An 18,594-nucleotide genomic window follows, 5' to 3' on the forward strand; every position below is an offset into this window, starting at 1 on the left:
ACTCGGAGTAAACCTTAGAGGTTGCAGCCCAGTGGCAGAATGGTCAACATAATACCCTAACCCGACAGAGCGAAAAAAAGAACTTTGCCATGAAATTAAACATCCGAGCGCAATCTGCACAAAACCTGCACAATAATTCCCCCATCGTTCTCGTTCATGGCCTGTTTGGCAGCCTGGATAACCTCGGCGTACTGGCGCGCGATCTGGTGACCGATCATGACATTATTCAGGTCGATATGCGCAATCATGGTTTATCGCCGCGCGATCCGGTCATGGATTATCCGGCAATGGCCCAGGATCTTCTGGATACGCTTGACGCGCAGCAGATTGAAAAAGCGACGTTTATTGGTCATTCCATGGGCGGAAAAGCGGTAATGGCGCTGACGGCGCTGGCGCCCGATCGCATCGATCGTCTGGTCGCGATTGATATCGCCCCCGTGGATTATCACGTTCGCCGCCACGATCGTATTTTCGCGGCCATTAACGCCGTCAGCGAATCCGACGCGACATCCCGCCAACAGGCGGCAGGGATTATGCGCCAACACCTCAACGAAGAAGGCGTGATCCAGTTTCTGTTAAAATCCTGGGCTGAAGGCGAATGGCGTTTTAATGTTCCGGTATTATGGGAGCAGTATCCGCATATCGTCGGCTGGGAAACCATTCCGCCCTGGGAACATCCGGCGCTGTTTATTCCAGGCGGTAACTCGCCGTACGTCACCGAAGCGTACCGCGACGCGCTGCTGGCGCAATTCCCTTTGGCGCGCGCGCATGTGATCGCCGGCGCGGGCCACTGGGTACATGCCGAAAAACCAGAGGCGGTTCTGCGCGCCATCCGCCGTTATCTGCACGATAAACGCTAACTGATTAAAAACTCATCGCCTGTGCGCGATTACGCGCGCGGGCGTTGGCGTCGCTTCCTCGCTGATGTATGATGGCGCGCTATCCATCCGGGCATAAGCCTGGCTGATTGTTTCCCCCGAAGTCACCAAAATCATGGCCAAAGAACAAACGGACCGTACGACATTAGATCTGTTCGCGCACGAGCGTCGCCCGGGACGACCTAAAACGAATCCGCTTTCGCGCGATGAACAGTTACGCATCAACAAGCGCAACCAGTTAAAACGCGACAAAGTTCGTGGCCTCAAGCGTGTCGAATTAAAACTCAACGCACAAGCGGTTGACGCGCTGAATGAGCTGGCCGAAGCGCGCAACATTAGCCGCAGCGAGCTCATTGAAGAAATATTAATGAAGCAGCTTATGGCGCTGCGCGGCCAGGGTTTAGTCTGAAAATAAGTTTTGTTTCATATTTCGTGTAGCAGAGCGTGCAGTCCCGCGTGATTGCTGTTTCCGCATATCTGCCTGTTCTGCTATGATTGCCCTTATCCGTGGGCAATTCGCCACCACCATTTCAATAAGTTTCAAGAGGTTATTTTACTCATGGCAATCACTGGCATCTTTTTCGGCAGCGACACCGGTAATACCGAAAATATCGCAAAAATGATTCAAAAACAGCTTGGTAAAGACGTTGCCGATGTGCATGACATTGCAAAAAGCAGTAAAGAAGACCTGGAAGGGTATGACATTCTGCTGCTGGGCATCCCAACCTGGTACTATGGCGAAGCGCAATGTGACTGGGATGACTTCTTCCCGACTCTCGAAGAGATTGACTTTAACGGTAAGCTGGTGGCGCTGTTTGGCTGTGGCGATCAGGAAGACTACGCGGAATACTTCTGTGATGCGCTGGGCACGATTCGCGACATTATTGAGCCGCGCGGCGCCACGATTGTGGGTCACTGGCCAACTGCAGGCTATCATTTTGAAGCCTCTAAAGGTCTGGCTGACGACGATCATTTTGTCGGTCTGGCGATTGACGAAGACCGTCAGCCTGAACTGACCGCCGAGCGTGTTGAAAAATGGGTTAAGCAAGTTTCGGCTGAATTGCACCTCGACGACATCCTCAACGCCTAATCTTATGCGGCGCAGCGTTATATCTGCGCCGCATCAATAGACAAGACCAATCAAAATAATTGCTACAAATTTGTAACTTTCGCACCCATCCCTGTACAATGTCCGGGTGTAATCAGGTGGCGCCAGAATTTGCAGGCAAAACCACAGTTTTATTAACATCTGCGAGAGACTTGCGGTTTTCATTTCGGCATGGCAGTCCTATAATGATACGCATTATCTTGAGTGCAATTTCTGTCACTTCTCTAATGAAGTGAATCGTTTAGCAACAGGACAGATTCCGCATGACTGACAACAATACCGCATTAAAGAAGGCTGGCCTGAAAGTAACGCTTCCTCGTTTAAAAATTCTGGAAGTTCTTCAGGAACCAGATAACCATCACGTCAGTGCGGAAGATTTATACAAACGCCTGATCGACATGGGTGAAGAAATCGGTCTGGCAACCGTATACCGTGTGCTGAACCAGTTTGACGATGCCGGTATCGTGACCCGCCATAATTTTGAAGGCGGTAAATCCGTTTTTGAACTGACGCAACAGCATCATCACGACCATCTTATCTGCCTTGACTGCGGAAAAGTGATTGAATTTAGTGATGACTCTATTGAAGCGCGCCAGCGTGAAATTGCGGCGAAACACGGTATTCGTTTAACTAATCACAGCCTCTATCTTTACGGCCACTGCGCTGAAGGCGACTGCCGCGAAGACGAGCACGCGCACGATGACGCGACTAAATAAGTGTAAATCTTTCGAAGAGCCAACCGCCCGGTTGGCTTTTTTATATCCTCCTCTTTCCTGCCGCTTGATGTTGATTTAATGTAAAAAACGCTATCGCATCTCAGGAGAGCAGGAATGGAGCTTCGCCAGTTACGCTATTTCGTGCGTATTATTGAAACCGGCAGTATGGGCAGCGCCGCACAGGATCTTGATATTGGCGTTTCAGCATTAAGTCAACAGATGTCCCGTCTGGAAAACGAGCTCGCCATCCGTCTGCTGCAGCGCACCTCGCGCGGCGTAACGCCAACCAACGCCGGGCTGGCCTTTTATTCACAGGCGCAACTCGCCCTGCGTCATGCCGACGATGCGATTCTCGCCGCCAGAGAAGCGCGCCTTTCCGGTCATGTGAGCGTAGGAATGGCCCCCAGTACCGCCTCCATACTGGGTATACCGTTTATCCATGCCATGCAGGAAAACTATGCCGATGTCCGACTGCATGTGGTGGAAAGCTTGTCCGGTAATCTGGAAAGAATGATCAATACCCGCCAGATTGATTTAGCCGTTGTCTTTCAAAAAGATAAAATCCTGCGCTGGAGCGCCAGACCGATCCTTGAAGAACAGCTTTTTCTGATTGGCTCCCATGCCCTGCTGGCGGCGCTTCCTGATAACCCGATCACACCTGAACAACTGACAGGCATTCCGCTCATTATGCCAAGCCAGGGACACGGGCTGCGCGGCAGGCTGGACGCTGTCTGCCAGGAACATGCGCTTAACGTTGAAATCGTCGCGGAAATTGACGGCCTGGCGTTGTTGATGCGCGCCGTGCGCGACGGTCTTGGCGCCACGTTACAGCCCGGCGCGGCAATTTCTCATCTGGATAACGACGCGCTACGCGTGATCGGCGTCCATAATCCGGTACTCAGCCGCCCCAATTTTTTAGTCAGCCTGTCGGATGATGAACTGACGCCCGCCGGCCTTGCCGCCAGAGTAGTCCTTACCAAAGTTATGCGTCAGTTAGTCGACGCCGGCGAATGGCCAGGCGCAACCCTTTACGCTTACTAAACCCCTGTTTAGCGCTACCTGATAGCGCGCCGCTTATTTATCCGTATACATTTCAATTACAAATTTAACAAATAGTTAAATGGTACGGGAGTATAAGATGGTTGATGTACTGGTGATAGGCGGAGGCAATGCCGCATTATGCGCCGCCCTGACCGCACGGGAAGCGGGCGCATCGGTTCTGCTGCTGGAGGCTGCCCCGCGGGAATGGCGCGGCGGAAATTCTCAGCACACACGAAACCTGCGCTGTATGCATGATGCGCCGCAGGATGTGCTGGTAGAAAGCTATCCTGAAGAGGAATTCTGGCAGGATCTGTGGCGAGTCACCGACGGCAACACCAACGAGGCGCTGGCGCGGCTGGTCATTCGCACCTCTTCGCAATGCCGCGACTGGATGCGCAAACATGGCGTTAACTTTCAACCGCCGCTATCCGGGGCGCTCCACGTTGCGCGCACCAATGCGTTTTTTATGGGCGGCGGGAAAGCGCTTGTCAATGCCTATTACCGTAGCGCCGAACGGTTGGGCGTACAGATTCGCTATAACACGCCGGTTCACGCACTTGAACTTCATGACGGCGAATTCGTGGCAGCGCTGGCGGGTAGCGAACGTATTACCGCCAAAGCCTGCGTATTAGCGGCTGGCGGTTTCGAATCAAACCGTGAATGGCTGCGGGAGGCCTGGGGAGAAAACGCCCGCGGCGAATGGCCCGCGGATAATTTCCTGATTCGCGGCACGCGTTTTAACCAGGGCGTATTACTCAAATTTATGATGGATGCCGGCGCGGATATCATTGGCGATCCGTCCCAGTCGCACTGCGTAGCGATTGATGCCAGGGCGCCGCTGTACGACGGCGGTATTTGTACTCGCGTGGATTGCGTATCGCTGGGTATTGTCGTGAATCGCGACGCCGAACGTTTTTATGATGAAGGCGAAGATTTCTGGCCGAAACGTTACGCCATTTGGGGGCGGCTGGTGGCTCAACAGCCAGGACAAATTGGCTATTCGATTATTGACAGTAAAGCCATCGGCCACTTTATGCCGCCGGTTTTTCCTGGCGCGCAGGCCAATACGCTGGCTGAGCTGGCCTGCCAGTTGGGGCTGGACGCGGAAAAATTTACCCATACCGTCACGCAGTATAACCAGGCCTGCCAGCCCGGTCATTTTGATCATACCTTGCTTGATGACTGCGCTACTAAAAACCTGACGCCGGCGAAAACCCACTGGGCGCGTCCGCTTGATGCGCCGCCCTACTACGGTTATGCGCTGCGACCCGGCATCACGTTTACCTACCTGGGACTAAAAGTTAACGAACGTGCCGCGGCGCATTTTGCCGGTCATCCAAGCCGCAACCTGTTTGTTGCCGGCGAGATGATGGCAGGAAATGTTCTGGGCAAGGGGTATACCGCAGGCGTAGGCATGTCTATCGGCACAACCTTTGGCCGCATTGCGGGGATAGAAGCCGCCCGCGCGGCACACAAGGAGGCGCAGCATGAAACAGCTTGAAAAATTAATCATTGAGGCCACCGTGCTTACCGAACCGGAAGCCGAGGTCGAACGCGTCATGCAAGTATGTAACGCGTGTCGCTACTGCGAAGGTTTTTGCGCAGTATTTCCGGCGATGACCCAGCGGCTCGAATTCGGTAAAGCCGATATTCATTATCTGGCGAATTTATGTCATAACTGCGGCGCCTGCCTGCACGCGTGCCAGTACGCGCCGCCCCATGAATTTGCCATTAACGTGCCGAAAGCGATGGCGCAAGCCCGCCTGGAGACGTATCAACAGTATGCCCAGCCCGCCGCTTTTGGCGCGTTATACCGTCGGGCGGGGATCACCGTCGCGCTGGCGCTGATAGTCGGTCTGACGCTCTTTTTATTACTGGCGATGGCGCTGAAAGGGTCGCTGATTCATCCGCCGCTGGCCGGTGACTTCTATCAAATTTTTCCGCATAGCCTGCTGGCATGGATGTTTGGCTCAGTTTTTGTGCTGGCAATCGGTTTGCTTATGGCGGGCGTAATCAGCTTCTGGCGTGAGATCTCGCCGGGTGTACCGCGTTCGGCGGAGATTGCGGAAGCGTCGCACAATGCGTTAACGCTGAAATATCTCGACGGCGGTCACGGCAAAGGCTGTAACGAAGCGGACGATGCGTTCACGCTGCTGCGCCGTCGCTTTCATCACTTTACCTTTTACGGTTTTATGCTCTGTTTTGCCGCCACGGTCGTGGCGACGGGCTATCACTACGTCGCCGGTTGGGAAGCGCCCTACCCGTTCTTTAGCCTGCCGGTCATGCTCGGCACGCTGGGCGGTATCGGTCTGCTTATCGGCCCGGCCGGGCTACTGTGGCTCAATCTGCGGCGGTCGCCGTTACATGGCGATGCGCGCCAGAAACCCATGGATCGCGGCTTTATTCTGCTGCTGTTCTTAACCAGCCTTACCGGGCTGGCGCTGCTGGCAGGCAGAGACACCAGCGGAATGGGCATACTGCTGGCGCTCCATTTAGGCGTGGTGATGGCGCTCTTTCTCACCCTTCCCTACGGAAAATTCGCCCACGGATTTTTCCGCTGCGCGGCCTTACTCAAATGGGCAGTTGAGAAGCGACGCGGAAAACATGCGGGGGATACAGGCAACTGACCCGCAACATCTTACCCATAAAACAATAAAGACAGTGGAGAGCAAACCCTATGGCACAACACACACCTGCAACATCGCGCGCCGGCACGTTCGGCGCAATACTGCGCGTGACAAGCGGCAATTTTCTTGAACAGTTTGATTTTTTCTTGTTCGGATTTTACGCCACCTATATCGCCAGAACGTTTTTTCCGGCGGAAAGCGAATTTGCCTCATTAATGTTGACCTTTGCCGTCTTTGGCTCCGGTTTTTTAATGCGCCCCGTCGGCGCGATTGTGCTTGGCGCCTATATTGACAGAATCGGACGCCGTAAAGGGCTGATGGTGACACTGGCGATTATGGGCTGCGGTACGTTGCTCATCGCCCTCGTCCCCGGCTACCAAACGATCGGCCTGGCAGCGCCTGCGTTGGTGCTGTTGGGCCGGTTATTACAAGGATTTTCTGCGGGCGTTGAGTTAGGCGGCGTCTCGGTCTATCTGTCCGAAATCGCAACGCCAGGCAATAAAGGGTTTTATACCAGTTGGCAATCCGCCAGTCAGCAGGTCGCGATCGTTGTTGCCGCGTTGATTGGTTATAGCCTGAATATCACGCTGGGACACGACGCGATATCGGAGTGGGGCTGGCGAATTCCGTTCTTTATCGGCTGTATGATCATTCCGCTGATTTTTGTTTTACGTCGTTCATTACAAGAAACAGAAGCGTTTTTACAACGCAAGCATCGCCCCGACACCAGGGAAATTTTTGCAACTATCGCCAAAAACTGGCGCATTATTACGGCCGGAACGCTGCTGGTGGCGATGACCACCACAACGTTTTATTTTATCACCGTTTATACGCCGACCTATGGCAGAACCGTGCTTAATCTCAGCGCGCGGGACAGTTTGATCGTCACCATGTTGGTGGGCGTGTCCAATTTTATCTGGTTACCCATTGGCGGCGCGATTTCCGACCGGATTGGCCGTCGCGCCGTGTTAATGGGCATTACGTTGCTGGCGCTGATCACCACCTGGCCCGTCATGCAGTGGCTGACCGCCGCACCCGACTTTACCCGCATGACGCTGGTACTGCTGTGGTTCTCTTTCTTTTTTGGCATGTATAACGGCGCAATAGTCGCGGCGTTAACCGAAGTGATGCCAGTCTATGTGCGTACCGTTGGTTTCTCGCTGGCCTTTAGCCTGGCGACGGCGATTTTTGGCGGCCTGACGCCGGCCATCTCTACCGCGCTGGTAAAGTTAACCGGCGACAAAAGCTCGCCCGGCTGGTGGCTGATGTGCGCGGCATTATGTGGACTTGCCGCGACGGCGATGCTGTTTGTACGTCTGAGTCGCGGCTATATCGCGGCAGAAAATAAAGCCTGAAAAAACCACGGGCGGAAAACATTCGCCCGTGGGTGGCAAGGCAGGTTTTTATTGCACGTTATTATGACTGCGAATTTCCTGCCAGACCTTGTCGCAGTCAGCCTTGACCGCCTGATCGTTACCCGTGCGCGTCGCCTGAATGCACTGCTGATAGTCCAGTACCCGCACGCTTTCTTCGTTAGCAAATTGCTGATGTTTGCGGTCTTTTTTAAGGACATTCAGTACGCTTTGGCAGGCCTCTATCTTCTCAGGCGAGCCCTGTGCGGTATTGATACAGGCGCTGTACGCCTCTTTCAGCCGGCTATCTTCTTCCGGCGCGGGTGATGACGCGCAGGCCGTCAAACCGGCGGTCATGCTGGCGATGAGTAAAATTTTTTTCATAGGTCGTTCCTCAACAGCGCGGCAGGCCGGCAGCCTGCCGCATCTGACATCAGAAAATAGTGAATGGCGCAATAACGATAAATTTCACGTCACGCTCATCCTGGAAGATGTTGCCGTAACCACCGCCCCAGCTTGGAATATTGGAGTGGTTGTCATATTCGGTAAAGTGCAGTTTGAACATGGTGCCTTTGGCACGCCCCTCCTGCAGGGTATAAACCGCATCCAGACTGTATGAGGACTCTTCGATAGTGCGGTTTTTGTCGTAGTAAGCATCCGGGTTACTTTGCCAGGTTGCCGGTTTTGCATCCCAGGCGTAAACGTAAGACGCGCCCACAGCCCAGCCCGGCAGATTCCAGTTTTTCAGGTCATACATCGCGCCGAAGAAAACCGCCTTTTCACCGTTAGCGTTAAAGTCGGAGCGGTTATCCCACCAGATATCCAGACGACCGTTTGAAGAGGCGTAGGTTGGCGTCATACGTTGCAGAAAATAGCCCTGCTGACCGTCCGCTTTCACCCAGGTGCCTTCCAGACGCAGGTCAACCACTTCCGCGACTTTGTAGCCGAAGGTCAACGCCTGCAGCCAGGCCGTACCGTCGTAAATATCATTCACGCTGCGATCGTCTACTTTGTCGCGCGCGCCGTAGAACTGGTAACTGGTGGTGAACGGATTGCCGCCTAAATCAAATTTATAGCTGGCCTTTGCGAAATATTGATCGACATAGCCTTCGGACTGACCAAACGCCGCTTCCAGCACCAGATCATTTTTGAAGTCGTACTTCGCGCCGATGGAGTGGAGATAGTCTACATTGGTTTTTTTATCCGCCTGATAAAACTTATCCATTTCGGTATGCCACGGCGCTTTATATTCGTTAGTCCACATGTAGGAAAAACTTAACGCGCCCGCATCGCCATAGTCAAAACTGGCGCCGGCTTCCGCCCCCTGATAAGTACCCGGCATAAAACTCCAGTGCGGCGCTAACAGCGTCTGACCGGTAGGCTGAATATAACCGGCGCGCGCCCAGACCGGGCCATATTTAAATTTCGCGGCGGCTTTATAAAGACTGATACCGCTCTTATCGCCGGAATAGTCTTCGTCGTAGCCTTTATTCTTTTTCGAGAAGGCAATTTCGTTTGGATGACCGCTGTCGCCGTTTTCTGCCATTTCAATCGCGGTAAACGCCGCGATATCCAGACCGAACATATCCGCGGCGTAACCAGACTGAAAATCCAGGTTAGCGTTCCAGGTAGCATGAGAAAGGTTAGTTTTATATTTGTCGCCGTCGGTCACATCTTTGCGATCGCGTTCACGCTGCCAATAATAGATGCCGCCCGTTAACGTGGAGTCGTCGAAAAAGCCGGAGGCTTGCGCCTGCGGAACAACGATCCACCCCGACATTGCTGTAATACCGGCGATAGCCAGAGCCAGCGTACTACGTTTGCCACTAAACGTACGCATAAGTTAATCCTCTTTGACGTATAAATTGCTGCCGACAAAAGCGAACAGCGAAAAAATAAAAATAAAAAGTAGCGCTGAGAAACCTCATTTACTACGTTAAATAGACTATTTTTCGCGATGCGAATTATCAATCTCTTTCTGTAACCAGTATGTAATAATATGAGCAACCGCACATATTTAATTGCTTTCTGTTACATTCGACTGCTGGTGGGGGAAGCAGACCGCCAGAAAGAAAATTGACTTGTTTTCCATAGGCATGAAAATAATTGTCTCCTGTTGACCTGACGCTTATAACATTTAGATTAATAATCATTTATCAGATCAATAATTTTCAGAGAATAATTAATTCGCCTCGCAAAAAAGAGAATCGACTTAGAGCCTATCCCACCAGGCGTTATTGGCGCAGCCAGTTTGGACACGGACAGCGCGCAAAAACCGGAGCGTACACGTAGTACGTGAGGTTTGACTCGCTACGCTCGCCCTTCGGGCCGCCGCTAGCGGCGTTCAAAACGCTAACGCGTTTTGGCGAGCACTGCCCAGGACCAAAATGGCAAGTAAAATAGCCCTAATGGGATAGGCTCTTAGAAATGCAGAGAAAAAACGCCGCAGAACGCGGCGTTGATAAGGTATTTTTACAGCATTCGCCTGTTGGCGCAGTGCTTACTCGCCCGCTTTCGCCCAGGTATCACGCAGGCCCACGGTGCGGTTAAAGACCAGCTTATCGGCCGTTGCATAGCGGCTGTCAAGGCAGAAGTAACCTTCACGTTCAAACTGGAAAGCTTTCCCTGCTACCGCCGCTTTCAGCGACGGCTCGCCATACCCCTGCTTAATCACTAATGATTCGGGGTTGATAACGGACAGGAAGTCCTCCGCGGCGCCCGGGTTCGGCACGCTGAACAGACGGTCGTAGAGACGAATTTCAATCGGCAGCGCATGTGCTGCGCTAACCCAGTGGATTACGCCTTTCACTTTACGCCCGTCAGCCGGATCTTTACTCAGCGTATCAGCATCATAGGTACAGAAGATGGTGGTGATATTCCCTTCGGCATCCTTCTCTACGCGCTCCGCTTTAATGACGTAGGCATTACGCAGACGCACTTCTTTACCCATCACCAGACGCTTGTACTGCTTGTTCGCTTCTTCGCGGAAATCTGCGCGATCGATCCAGATCTCACCGCTAAACGGCACTTCACGGCTGCCCATCTCCGGTTTATTCGGATGGTTAGGCATGGTAACCATTTCGCTCTCACCCTGCGGGTAGTTTTCGATAACCAGTTTTACCGGATCGATTACCGCCATCGCGCGCGGCGCGTTTTCGTTCAGATCTTCGCGAATGCAGGATTCCAGCGACGCCATCTCAATAGTGTTGTCCTGCTTGGTGACGCCGATGCGTTTGCAGAACTCCCGAATAGAAGCCGCGGTGTAGCCGCGACGGCGCAGACCGGAAATAGTCGGCATACGCGGATCATCCCAGCCTTCGACGTGTTTGTCGGTCACCAGCAGGTTCAGCTTACGCTTGGACATCACGGTGTATTCCAGATTCAGCCGCGAGAATTCGTACTGGCGCGGGTGAACCGGAATGGTGATGTTGTCCAGTACCCAGTCGTACAGACGACGGTTGTCCTGGAACTCCAGCGTACACAGAGAATGAGTAATACCTTCCAGCGCATCGCTGATGCAATGAGTAAAGTCGTACATCGGGTAGATGCACCACTTGTTGCCGGTCTGATGATGCTCGGCGAATTTAATGCGATACAGCACCGGATCGCGCATCACGATAAACGGCGACGCCATGTCGATTTTGGCGCGCAGACAGGCTTTACCCTCTTCAAAACCGCCGGTACGCATTTTTTCAAATAGCGCGAGGTTCTCTTCGACGCTGCGATCGCGGAACGGGCTGTTTTTACCCGGCGCGGTCAGCGTACCGCGGTATTCGCGGATCTGCTCCGGCGTCAGCTCATCAACGTAGGCCAGGCCTTTATTGATCAGCTCGACCGCATAGGCGTGCAGTTGGTCAAAGTAATCGGAGGAGTAGCGAATATCGCCAGACCAGTGAAAGCCTAACCACTCGACGTCGTTTTTGATCGAATCAACGTACTCGATATCTTCTTTTACCGGGTTGGTGTCATCGAAACGCAGGTTGCACTGGCCCTGATAATCTTGCGCGATGCCAAAGTTCAGGCAGATAGATTTCGCGTGGCCGATGTGCAGATAGCCATTCGGCTCCGGCGGAAAACGGGTATGGACAGTGGTATGTTTACCACTCGCCAGATCTTCATCAATAATCTGACGAATAAAGTTAGTCGGGCGGGCTTCAGCCTCACTCATCGTGGATTCCTCAAAGCGTAAACAACGTATAACGGCATATGATCTTATAAGCCGGACAGACTGACAACCTTTAGTTACTTAAAAAGTGGCTTTGCAGAAAATATTGGGGCTAATTGCGGTAAAAAAAAGCGGCGAAAGTTCCCCTCTGCCGCTTATGTTTCCTGTGATATCGCCGGATGGCGTCTTACGCCTTATCCGGCCAGGAAGCGATTATTTGCTCTTGATCTCGTACAGTGGCGTTTTACCCGCTACCACGTGACCATCCGCTTTGATGACCAGAGCGCTGAAGTCATCGCTGTTGCTGCAAACAACCGGGCTTATCATGGAACGCGCATTGGCATTCAGGAAGTCCAGATCCAGTTCCAGCACCGGCTGACCCGCCGTGACTTCCGCACCCTCTTCTACCAGACGCTTAAAGCCCTGACCGTTCAGCGCGACGGTATCGATACCCATATGGACAACGATCTCCGCGCCTTTTTCGGTTTCCAGACAGAACGCGTGGTTAGTGTTGAAGATTTTCACGATAGTACCCGCCGCCGGAGAAACCACGGTTTTATCGGTGGGTTTCACCGCCACGCCGTCGCCGACCGCTTTGCTGGCGAAAGCTTCATCCGGTACCTGATCCAGCGCCACTACCTCACCGGTAATCGGAGAGACCAGTTCAGCGATAGTCACCGCATTCGGCACCGCCTGGGGTTTGGCCGCCGGAGCAGGTGTCGCAACGTGAGCCGCATCAGCAGACGCTGCCGCGACCGGCCCCCGCGCCACCACTTTCTTCATTTCATCGCCAATCGATTCCGCTTTCGCGCCGACAATAACCTGAATGGTCTGTTTGTTCAGTTTCACCACGCCGGAAGCGCCGAGGCGTTTGCAGGCCGCATCGTTGACACGAGCAGAGTCGTTCACGGTCAGGCGCAGACGGGTAATACACGCATCGATAGCTTTCAGGTTGTCCGTACCGCCAACCGCAGCAATATAGCTGGTCGCCAGTTGCGTTAACCCTTCTTCGGTGTTGCTGTTGGCTTCTTCCGTTACCATCTCATCAACTTTATCTTCGCGGCCCGGCGTTTTCAGGTTAAACATACGAATAACCGCGCTGAACAGCAGGAAGTAGATGATAAAGAATACAACGCCCATCACCAGCAACATCCAGACGTTATTGCTGGCCGCTGGCAAGTTATACATCAGAACATAGTCGATCGCGCCTGCCGAGAAAGAGAAGCCCGCATGGATACCCAGCAACGTCGCGACGAACAGGCTGATACCAGTCAAAATGGCGTGCAGGAGGTACAGCAGCGGCGCCAGGAACATAAACAGGAATTCCAGCGGCTCGGTTACGCCGGTCAGAAACGCGGTGATCGCGACAGACAGCAGCATACCGCCCACCATCGGACGACGTTCTTTCGGCGCGGCGAAATACATCGCCAGAGCGGCGCCCGGCAGACCAAACATCATGATCGGGAAGAAGCCGGACATAAACATCCCCGCCGTGCCGTCGCCAGCATAGAAGCGGTTGATGTCGCCGTGGAATACAGTACCTGCGGCATTGGTGAATTCGCCAATCTGGAACCAGGCGATGGTGTTCAGTACCTGATGCAGACCGGTGGGGATCAGCAGACGGTTGATGAAGCCAAAGATACCGGAACCCAACGCGCCTGCGGAAACGATCCATTCACCGCCCGCATGGATGCCATGCTGTACCGGCGGCCAGACGTAACCGAAAATAGCGGCCAGCACCAGACAGAAAAAGCCCGTTGCGATCGGTACAAAACGTTTTCCACCGAAGAAACTGAGAAAATCAGGCAGTTTGATACCAGACCAGCGATTATAAACCGCGCCGCCGACCAGACCGGTAATAATCCCCGCCAGCACGCCCATGTTGATTTCCGGGTTAATCGTCACCATCGCTTTGGTCATGACGAAGTAACCCACGGCTCCCGCCAGCGCTGCCGCGCCCGCGCTATCTTTAGACCAACTGGAGGCCACGCCGATAGCGAAAACCAGCGCCAGGTTATCGAAAATAGACCCGCCCGCTTGCGCGATAAACGGCATATTCAGCAAATCTGGTTGGCCGAATCGCAGCAACAACGCTGCCACCGGCAACACGGCGATAGGGAGCTGCAACGCCCTACCCAGCCGCTGGAAAAAACCTAAAATATTCATCTTATTCCCCCTACGAGACGCCGATATGGCTTCTTTGAAGCCGTTTTTTATTGTGCTGCAAACGTTAAAAACGTGATGTTCTGTAATCGAACGGTGAGATCATCTTCTGCAGAGTGTGTGGAAAATTAATTCGCCTCGCAAATTAAACGGGTGTTTTTTGTGATTATAATCACTAAATATCGTAATTACCCCTACCATCCACTGGCTAACACGGAAAACTTATTTTATGATTCAAAAAATCAGGACGGATTGAACACGAACCCTGGATATCCAGGTTACGCTTAATACGATCCGCCAAATTTTGACATTGATTATTGAGGTGAAGAATGAGACTGATCCCCCTGAGTACCGCAGAACAGGTTGGCAAATGGGCTGCTCGCCATATCGTTAACCGTATTAATGCGTTCAAACCGACCGCCGATCGTCCGTTTGTCCTTGGACTGCCTACCGGCGGCACGCCGCTAACGGCGTACAAAGCGCTGGTTGAGATGCACAAAGCGGGCGAGGTCAGCTTTAAGCATGTGGTCACCTTTAATATGGACGAATATGTTGGCCTGCCGAAAGAGCACCCGGAAAGCTACCACAGCTTTATGCATCGTAACTTTTTCGATCACGTTGATATTCCAGCAGAAAACATCAATCTTCTCAACGGTAACGCACCGGATATCGATGCAGAATGCCGTCAATATGAAGAAAAAATTCGTTCTTACGGTAAAATCCATCTGTTTATGGGCGGCGTCGGCAACGACGGTCACATCGCCTTTAACGAACCGGCTTCTTCCCTGGCTTCCCGTACCCGTATCAAAACGTTAACCCATGATACTCGCGTAGCGAACTCCCGCTTCTTTGACGGCGACGTAAACCAGGTGCCGAAATACGCGCTGACGGTAGGCGTAGGCACGCTGCTGGATGCGGAAGAAGTGATGATTCTGGTGCTGGGCCATCAGAAAGCCCAGGCGCTGCAGGCGGCGGTTGAAGGCAACGTCAACCACATGTGGACCATTAGCTGCCTGCAACTCCATCCGAAAGCGGTTGTGGTATGCGATGAGCCGTCCACAATGGAACTTAAAGTTAAAACATTGAAATATTTCAATGAATTAGAAGCAGAAAATATTAAAGGTCTGTAATGTTGTCTCCGCCCCGCCAGTCAATGCGGGGCGGTAAATTTTTGATATCGGGGGTCAGAATGTATGCTTTAACCCAGGGCCGGATCTTTACCGGTCACGAAATTCTTGATGACCATGCGCTTGTTGTCGCTAATGGCCTGATTGACCGCGTTTGTCCGATGGCCGAACTGCCACCGGGAATAGAACAACGCTCATTGAATGGGGCCATTCTCTCCCCCGGTTTTATTGATGTGCAGTTAAACGGCTGCGGCGGCGTGCAGTTTAACGATACCGCAGAAGCCGTCAGCGTTGAAACGCTGGAAATTATGCAGAAAGCCAATGAAAAATCGGGCTGTACTAACTTTCTGCCAACGCTTATCACTACCAGCGATGAATTGATGAAACAGGGCATTCGCGTCATGCGCGAATACCTGGAAAAACATCCGCACCAGGCGCTGGGTCTCCACCTGGAAGGCCCCTGGCTTAATCTGGTAAAAAAAGGCACCCATAATCCTGATTTCGTGCGTAAACCAGACGCTGCGCTGGTCGATTTCTTATGCGATAATGCCGACGTCATCACCAAAGTCACTCTCGCGCCGGAAATGGTGCCTGCTGACGTAATCGCTAAACTGGCGAATGCGGGCATTGTGGTTTCCGCAGGTCACTCCAACGCGACGTTAAAAGAGGCGAAAGCGGGCTTCCGCGCCGGGATTACTTTTGCGACTCACCTGTTTAACGCGATGCCGTACATTACAGGGCGTGAGCCGGGCCTTGCTGGCGCTGTTCTGGACGAAGCGGATATTTATTGCGGCGTTATCGCCGATGGTCTGCATGTCGACTACGCCAACATTCGCAATGCCAAACGCCTGAAAGGCGACAAACTTTGTCTGGTGACAGACGCCACCGCACCGGCGGGGGCCAATATTGAGCAGTTCATTTTCGCAGGTAAAACAATATACTACCGCAATGGGCTGTGTGTGGATGAAAACGGTACGTTGAGCGGTTCGTCCTTAACCATGATTGAAGGCGTACGCAACCTGGTCGCGCATTGCGGCATCGCGCTGGATGAAGTGCTGCGCATGGCAACGCTCTATCCGGCACGCGCTATCGGCGTTGATAAACATCTCGGTAGCATTGCGCCGGGTAAAGTCGCCAACCTGACCGCGTTCACCCACGATTTTAAAATTATCAAGACCATCGTTAATGGTGACGAGGTCGTTGACTTGAGTAAGTGAGAATATGACACCAGGCGGACAAGCTCAGATAGGTAACGTTGATCTCGTAAAACAGCTTAACAGCGCGGCCGTTTACCGCCTGATTGACCAGCATGGTCCTATCTCGCGCATACAAATTGCCGAGCAAAGCCAGCTTGCTCCCGCCAGCGTAACGAAAATTACGCGTCAACTCATTGAACGCGGGCTGATCAAAGAAGTCGATCAGCAGGCCTCTACCGGAGGCCGCCGCGCTATCTCTATCGTCACGGAAACCCGTAACTTCCACGCCATTGGCGTTCGCCTGGGGCGTCATGACACCACTTTAACGCTCTACGATCTGAGCAGTAAAGTGGTCGCTGAGGAGCATTATCCGCTGCCGGAGCGCACCCAAGAGACGCTGGAACATGCGCTGCTCAACACTATCGCCGTCTTTATTGATAGCTGTCAGCGTAAAATTCGTGAATTGATCGCTATCTCGGTGATCCTGCCAGGGCTTGTCGATCCGGAAAGTGGCGTGATTCGTTACATGCCACACATTCAGGTTGAAAACTGGGGACTGGTCGAAGCGCTGGAAAAACGGTTTCACGTTACCTGTTTCGTGGGACACGATATTCGTAGCCTGGCGCTGGCGGAACACTACTTCGGCGCCAGTCAGGATTGCGAGGACTCGATTCTGGTGCGCGTCCATCGTGGTACAGGCGCCGGGATTATCTCCAACGGGCGCATCTTCATTGGCCGTAACGGCAACGTCGGCGAAATTGGGCATATTCAGGTGGAGCCGTTGGGCGAGCGCTGCCACTGCGGTAATTTCGGCTGTCTGGAAACCATTGCCGCCAATGCGGCGATTGAACAACGGGTGCTGAATTTGCTTAAACAAGGGTATCAAAGCCGTGTTCCGCTTGACGACTGCACGATTAAAACCATCTGTAAGGCGGCAAACCGGGGCGACAGCCTGGCCTCGGAAGTCATTGAGCATGTTGGCCGCCATTTGGGCAAAACGATCGCCATTGCTATCAACCTGTTTAATCCGCAAAAAATCGTCATTGCCGGCGAGATCATTGAAGCCGATAAAGTCCTGTTGCCCGCTATTGAAAGCTGTATCAATACGCAGGCGTTAAAGGCATTTCGCAAAAATTTGCCGGTGGTACGCTCCACGCTGGATCACCGTTCTGCTATCGGCGCATTTGCCTTAGTTAAACGCGCCATGCTCAACGGAACATTACTGCAACGTTTGCTGGAAAGTTGATGCGCTCTTATAGTATCGGATTATTCACAAATTCCCTGGGTAGTTCATGACCATCAAGAATGTAATCTGCGATATCGACGGCGTGCTGATGCACGACAACGTAGCCGTACCCGGTGCGGCGGAATTTCTGACGGGGATTCTGGAAAAAGGTCTGCCGCTGGTGCTGCTGACCAATTACCCGTCGCAAACCTGCCAGGATCTGGCGAACCGTTTTGCTACCGCTGGCGTTAACGTGCCGGACAGCGTGTTTTATACGTCAGCAATGGCGACAGCCGATTTTCTGCGCCGTCAGGAAGGTAAGAAAGCGTATGTCGTGGGCGAAGGCGCGCTTATTCACGAGCTCTATAAAGCGGGTTTTACCATTACCGATGTGAACCCTGATTTTGTCATCGTTGGAGAGACCCGCTCCTACAACTGGGACATGATGCATAAAGCGGCATTTTTCGTCGCCAATGGCGCGCGCTTTATCGCCACCAACCCGGATACCCACGGTCGCGGCTTTTATCCGGCCTGCGGCGCGCTGTGCGCAGGCATTGAAAAAATTTCCGGCCGGAAGCCGTTTTATGTCGGCAAACCCAGCCCGTGGATCATCCGCGCGGCGTTAAACAAAATGCAGGCGCACTCGGAAGAGACCGTTATCGTCGGCGACAACCTGCGCACCGACATTCTGGCAGGATTCCAGGCCGGTCTGGAGACCATTCTGGTGCTTTCAGGCGTATCAACAATCAATGATATTGACAGTATGCCGTTCCGCCCAAGCTGGATTTACCCTTCCGTCGCTGAGATCGACGTTATCTAAACCTGTCCCCTGCCTGATGACGCATAGCTTTCAGGCCTACGGTTCGAACAACATTGTAGGCCTGATAAGCGAAACGCCATCAGGAAAAACATAATTCAATTAATCCACGATAAAACTGAAGATCCATCAATAAATCCGCGCAATATGCAATCATTTTTCACTAATCAACAATGACG

Annotated in this window: 16 protein-coding genes and 1 pseudogene; 13 read left to right on the plus strand and 4 right to left on the minus strand. The window is 52.9% G+C overall.

Annotation, left to right across the window (positions count from 1 at the left end):
• Positions 1–89 precede the first annotated feature (89 nt).
• From ybfF to tcuC, 9 genes and pseudogenes are all read left to right on the plus strand, one after another.
• On the plus strand, positions 90–860 hold the full coding sequence (gene ybfF, locus J4685_RS10400; RefSeq protein ID WP_000773245.1) for an esterase: 771 nt from the start codon (positions 90–92) through the stop codon (positions 858–860).
• Positions 861–993: 133 nt separating this feature from the next.
• Complete coding sequence (ybfE, locus tag J4685_RS10405; protein ID WP_001040939.1) at positions 994–1,287, plus strand: LexA regulated protein; 294 nt, start codon at positions 994–996, stop codon at positions 1,285–1,287.
• 150 nt (positions 1,288–1,437) lie between these two features.
• Positions 1,438–1,968 (plus strand): flavodoxin FldA, encoded by a 531-nt coding sequence (fldA, locus tag J4685_RS10410; RefSeq protein ID WP_001018621.1) that lies wholly within the window; start codon positions 1,438–1,440, stop codon positions 1,966–1,968.
• A gap of 203 nt (positions 1,969–2,171) precedes the next feature.
• Positions 2,172–2,257 (plus strand): annotated as a pseudogene (locus tag J4685_RS10415) (ryhB-regulated fur leader peptide).
• Positions 2,250–2,702 carry a ferric iron uptake transcriptional regulator gene (fur, locus tag J4685_RS10420; RefSeq protein WP_000131699.1) on the plus strand — a complete coding sequence of 151 codons (453 nt, stop codon included), beginning with the start codon at positions 2,250–2,252 and terminating at the stop codon, positions 2,700–2,702. The pseudogene J4685_RS10415 and the gene fur overlap by 8 nt, the downstream one beginning before the upstream one ends.
• A 114-nt stretch (positions 2,703–2,816) precedes the next feature.
• A complete protein-coding gene (gene tcuR / locus J4685_RS10425) occupies positions 2,817–3,743 on the plus strand; it encodes a tricarballylate utilization LysR family transcriptional regulator TcuR (protein WP_000423376.1) in 927 nt (308 codons plus the stop codon).
• A 97-nt stretch (positions 3,744–3,840) separates the two neighbouring features.
• Positions 3,841–5,244, plus strand: a complete 1,404-nt coding sequence (tcuA, locus tag J4685_RS10430; RefSeq protein WP_000228703.1) for an FAD-dependent tricarballylate dehydrogenase TcuA — start codon at positions 3,841–3,843, stop codon at positions 5,242–5,244.
• Positions 5,231–6,370: a tricarballylate utilization protein TcuB gene (gene tcuB, locus J4685_RS10435; protein ID WP_000811142.1), complete on the plus strand. Its 1,140-nt coding sequence runs from the start codon at positions 5,231–5,233 to the stop codon at positions 6,368–6,370. The genes tcuA and tcuB overlap by 14 nt, the downstream gene beginning before the upstream one ends.
• Positions 6,371–6,420: 50 nt before the next feature.
• Complete coding sequence (gene tcuC, locus J4685_RS10440) at positions 6,421–7,725, plus strand: tricarballylate/proton symporter TcuC (protein WP_000057013.1); 1,305 nt, start codon at positions 6,421–6,423, stop codon at positions 7,723–7,725.
• A 48-nt stretch (positions 7,726–7,773) separates the two neighbouring features.
• On the opposite strand, the gene chiQ is transcribed toward tcuC, so the two are convergent.
• The 4 genes from chiQ to nagE form a co-directional block, all read right to left on the minus strand.
• A complete protein-coding gene (gene chiQ / locus J4685_RS10445; protein WP_000722258.1) occupies positions 7,774–8,106 on the minus strand; it encodes a ChiQ/YbfN family lipoprotein in 333 nt (110 codons plus the stop codon).
• A 49-nt stretch (positions 8,107–8,155) separates the two neighbouring features.
• The gene (gene chiP, locus J4685_RS10450) at positions 8,156–9,562 is read right to left on the minus strand and encodes a chitoporin ChiP (RefSeq protein ID WP_001258803.1); all 1,407 of its coding nucleotides are present in this window, start codon (positions 9,560–9,562) and stop codon (positions 8,156–8,158) included.
• A 660-nt stretch (positions 9,563–10,222) separates the two neighbouring features.
• On the minus strand, positions 10,223–11,890 hold the full coding sequence (glnS, locus tag J4685_RS10455) for a glutamine--tRNA ligase (RefSeq protein WP_001287181.1): 1,668 nt from the start codon (positions 11,888–11,890) through the stop codon (positions 10,223–10,225).
• A 210-nt stretch (positions 11,891–12,100) separates the two neighbouring features.
• Positions 12,101–14,053, minus strand: a complete 1,953-nt coding sequence (gene nagE / locus J4685_RS10460; RefSeq protein ID WP_001023068.1) for a PTS N-acetyl glucosamine transporter subunit IIABC — start codon at positions 14,051–14,053, stop codon at positions 12,101–12,103.
• Between the two features lie 326 nt (positions 14,054–14,379).
• Between nagE and nagB the strand changes: the two genes are divergently transcribed.
• From nagB to nagD, 4 genes are read left to right on the plus strand one after another with little or no spacing between them, the layout of a single operon-like run.
• Positions 14,380–15,180, plus strand: a complete 801-nt coding sequence (gene nagB, locus J4685_RS10465; RefSeq protein ID WP_001237059.1) for a glucosamine-6-phosphate deaminase — start codon at positions 14,380–14,382, stop codon at positions 15,178–15,180.
• Positions 15,181–15,239: 59 nt separating this feature from the next.
• Positions 15,240–16,394: an N-acetylglucosamine-6-phosphate deacetylase gene (gene nagA / locus J4685_RS10470; RefSeq protein WP_000271186.1), complete on the plus strand. Its 1,155-nt coding sequence runs from the start codon at positions 15,240–15,242 to the stop codon at positions 16,392–16,394.
• A gap of 4 nt (positions 16,395–16,398) precedes the next feature.
• Positions 16,399–17,619: a DNA-binding transcriptional regulator NagC gene (nagC, locus tag J4685_RS10475; RefSeq protein ID WP_000187578.1), complete on the plus strand. Its 1,221-nt coding sequence runs from the start codon at positions 16,399–16,401 to the stop codon at positions 17,617–17,619.
• A gap of 46 nt (positions 17,620–17,665) precedes the next feature.
• Positions 17,666–18,418, plus strand: coding sequence for a ribonucleotide monophosphatase NagD (nagD, locus tag J4685_RS10480; RefSeq protein WP_000153139.1), 753 nt, complete (start codon positions 17,666–17,668; stop codon positions 18,416–18,418).
• The last annotated feature ends 176 nt before the right edge of the window (positions 18,419–18,594 follow it).

Origin of the sequence: Salmonella sp. 32100201201700099SM, assembly GCF_017572645.1 — a bacterium.
GTDB lineage: Bacteria > Pseudomonadota > Gammaproteobacteria > Enterobacterales > Enterobacteriaceae > Salmonella > Salmonella enterica.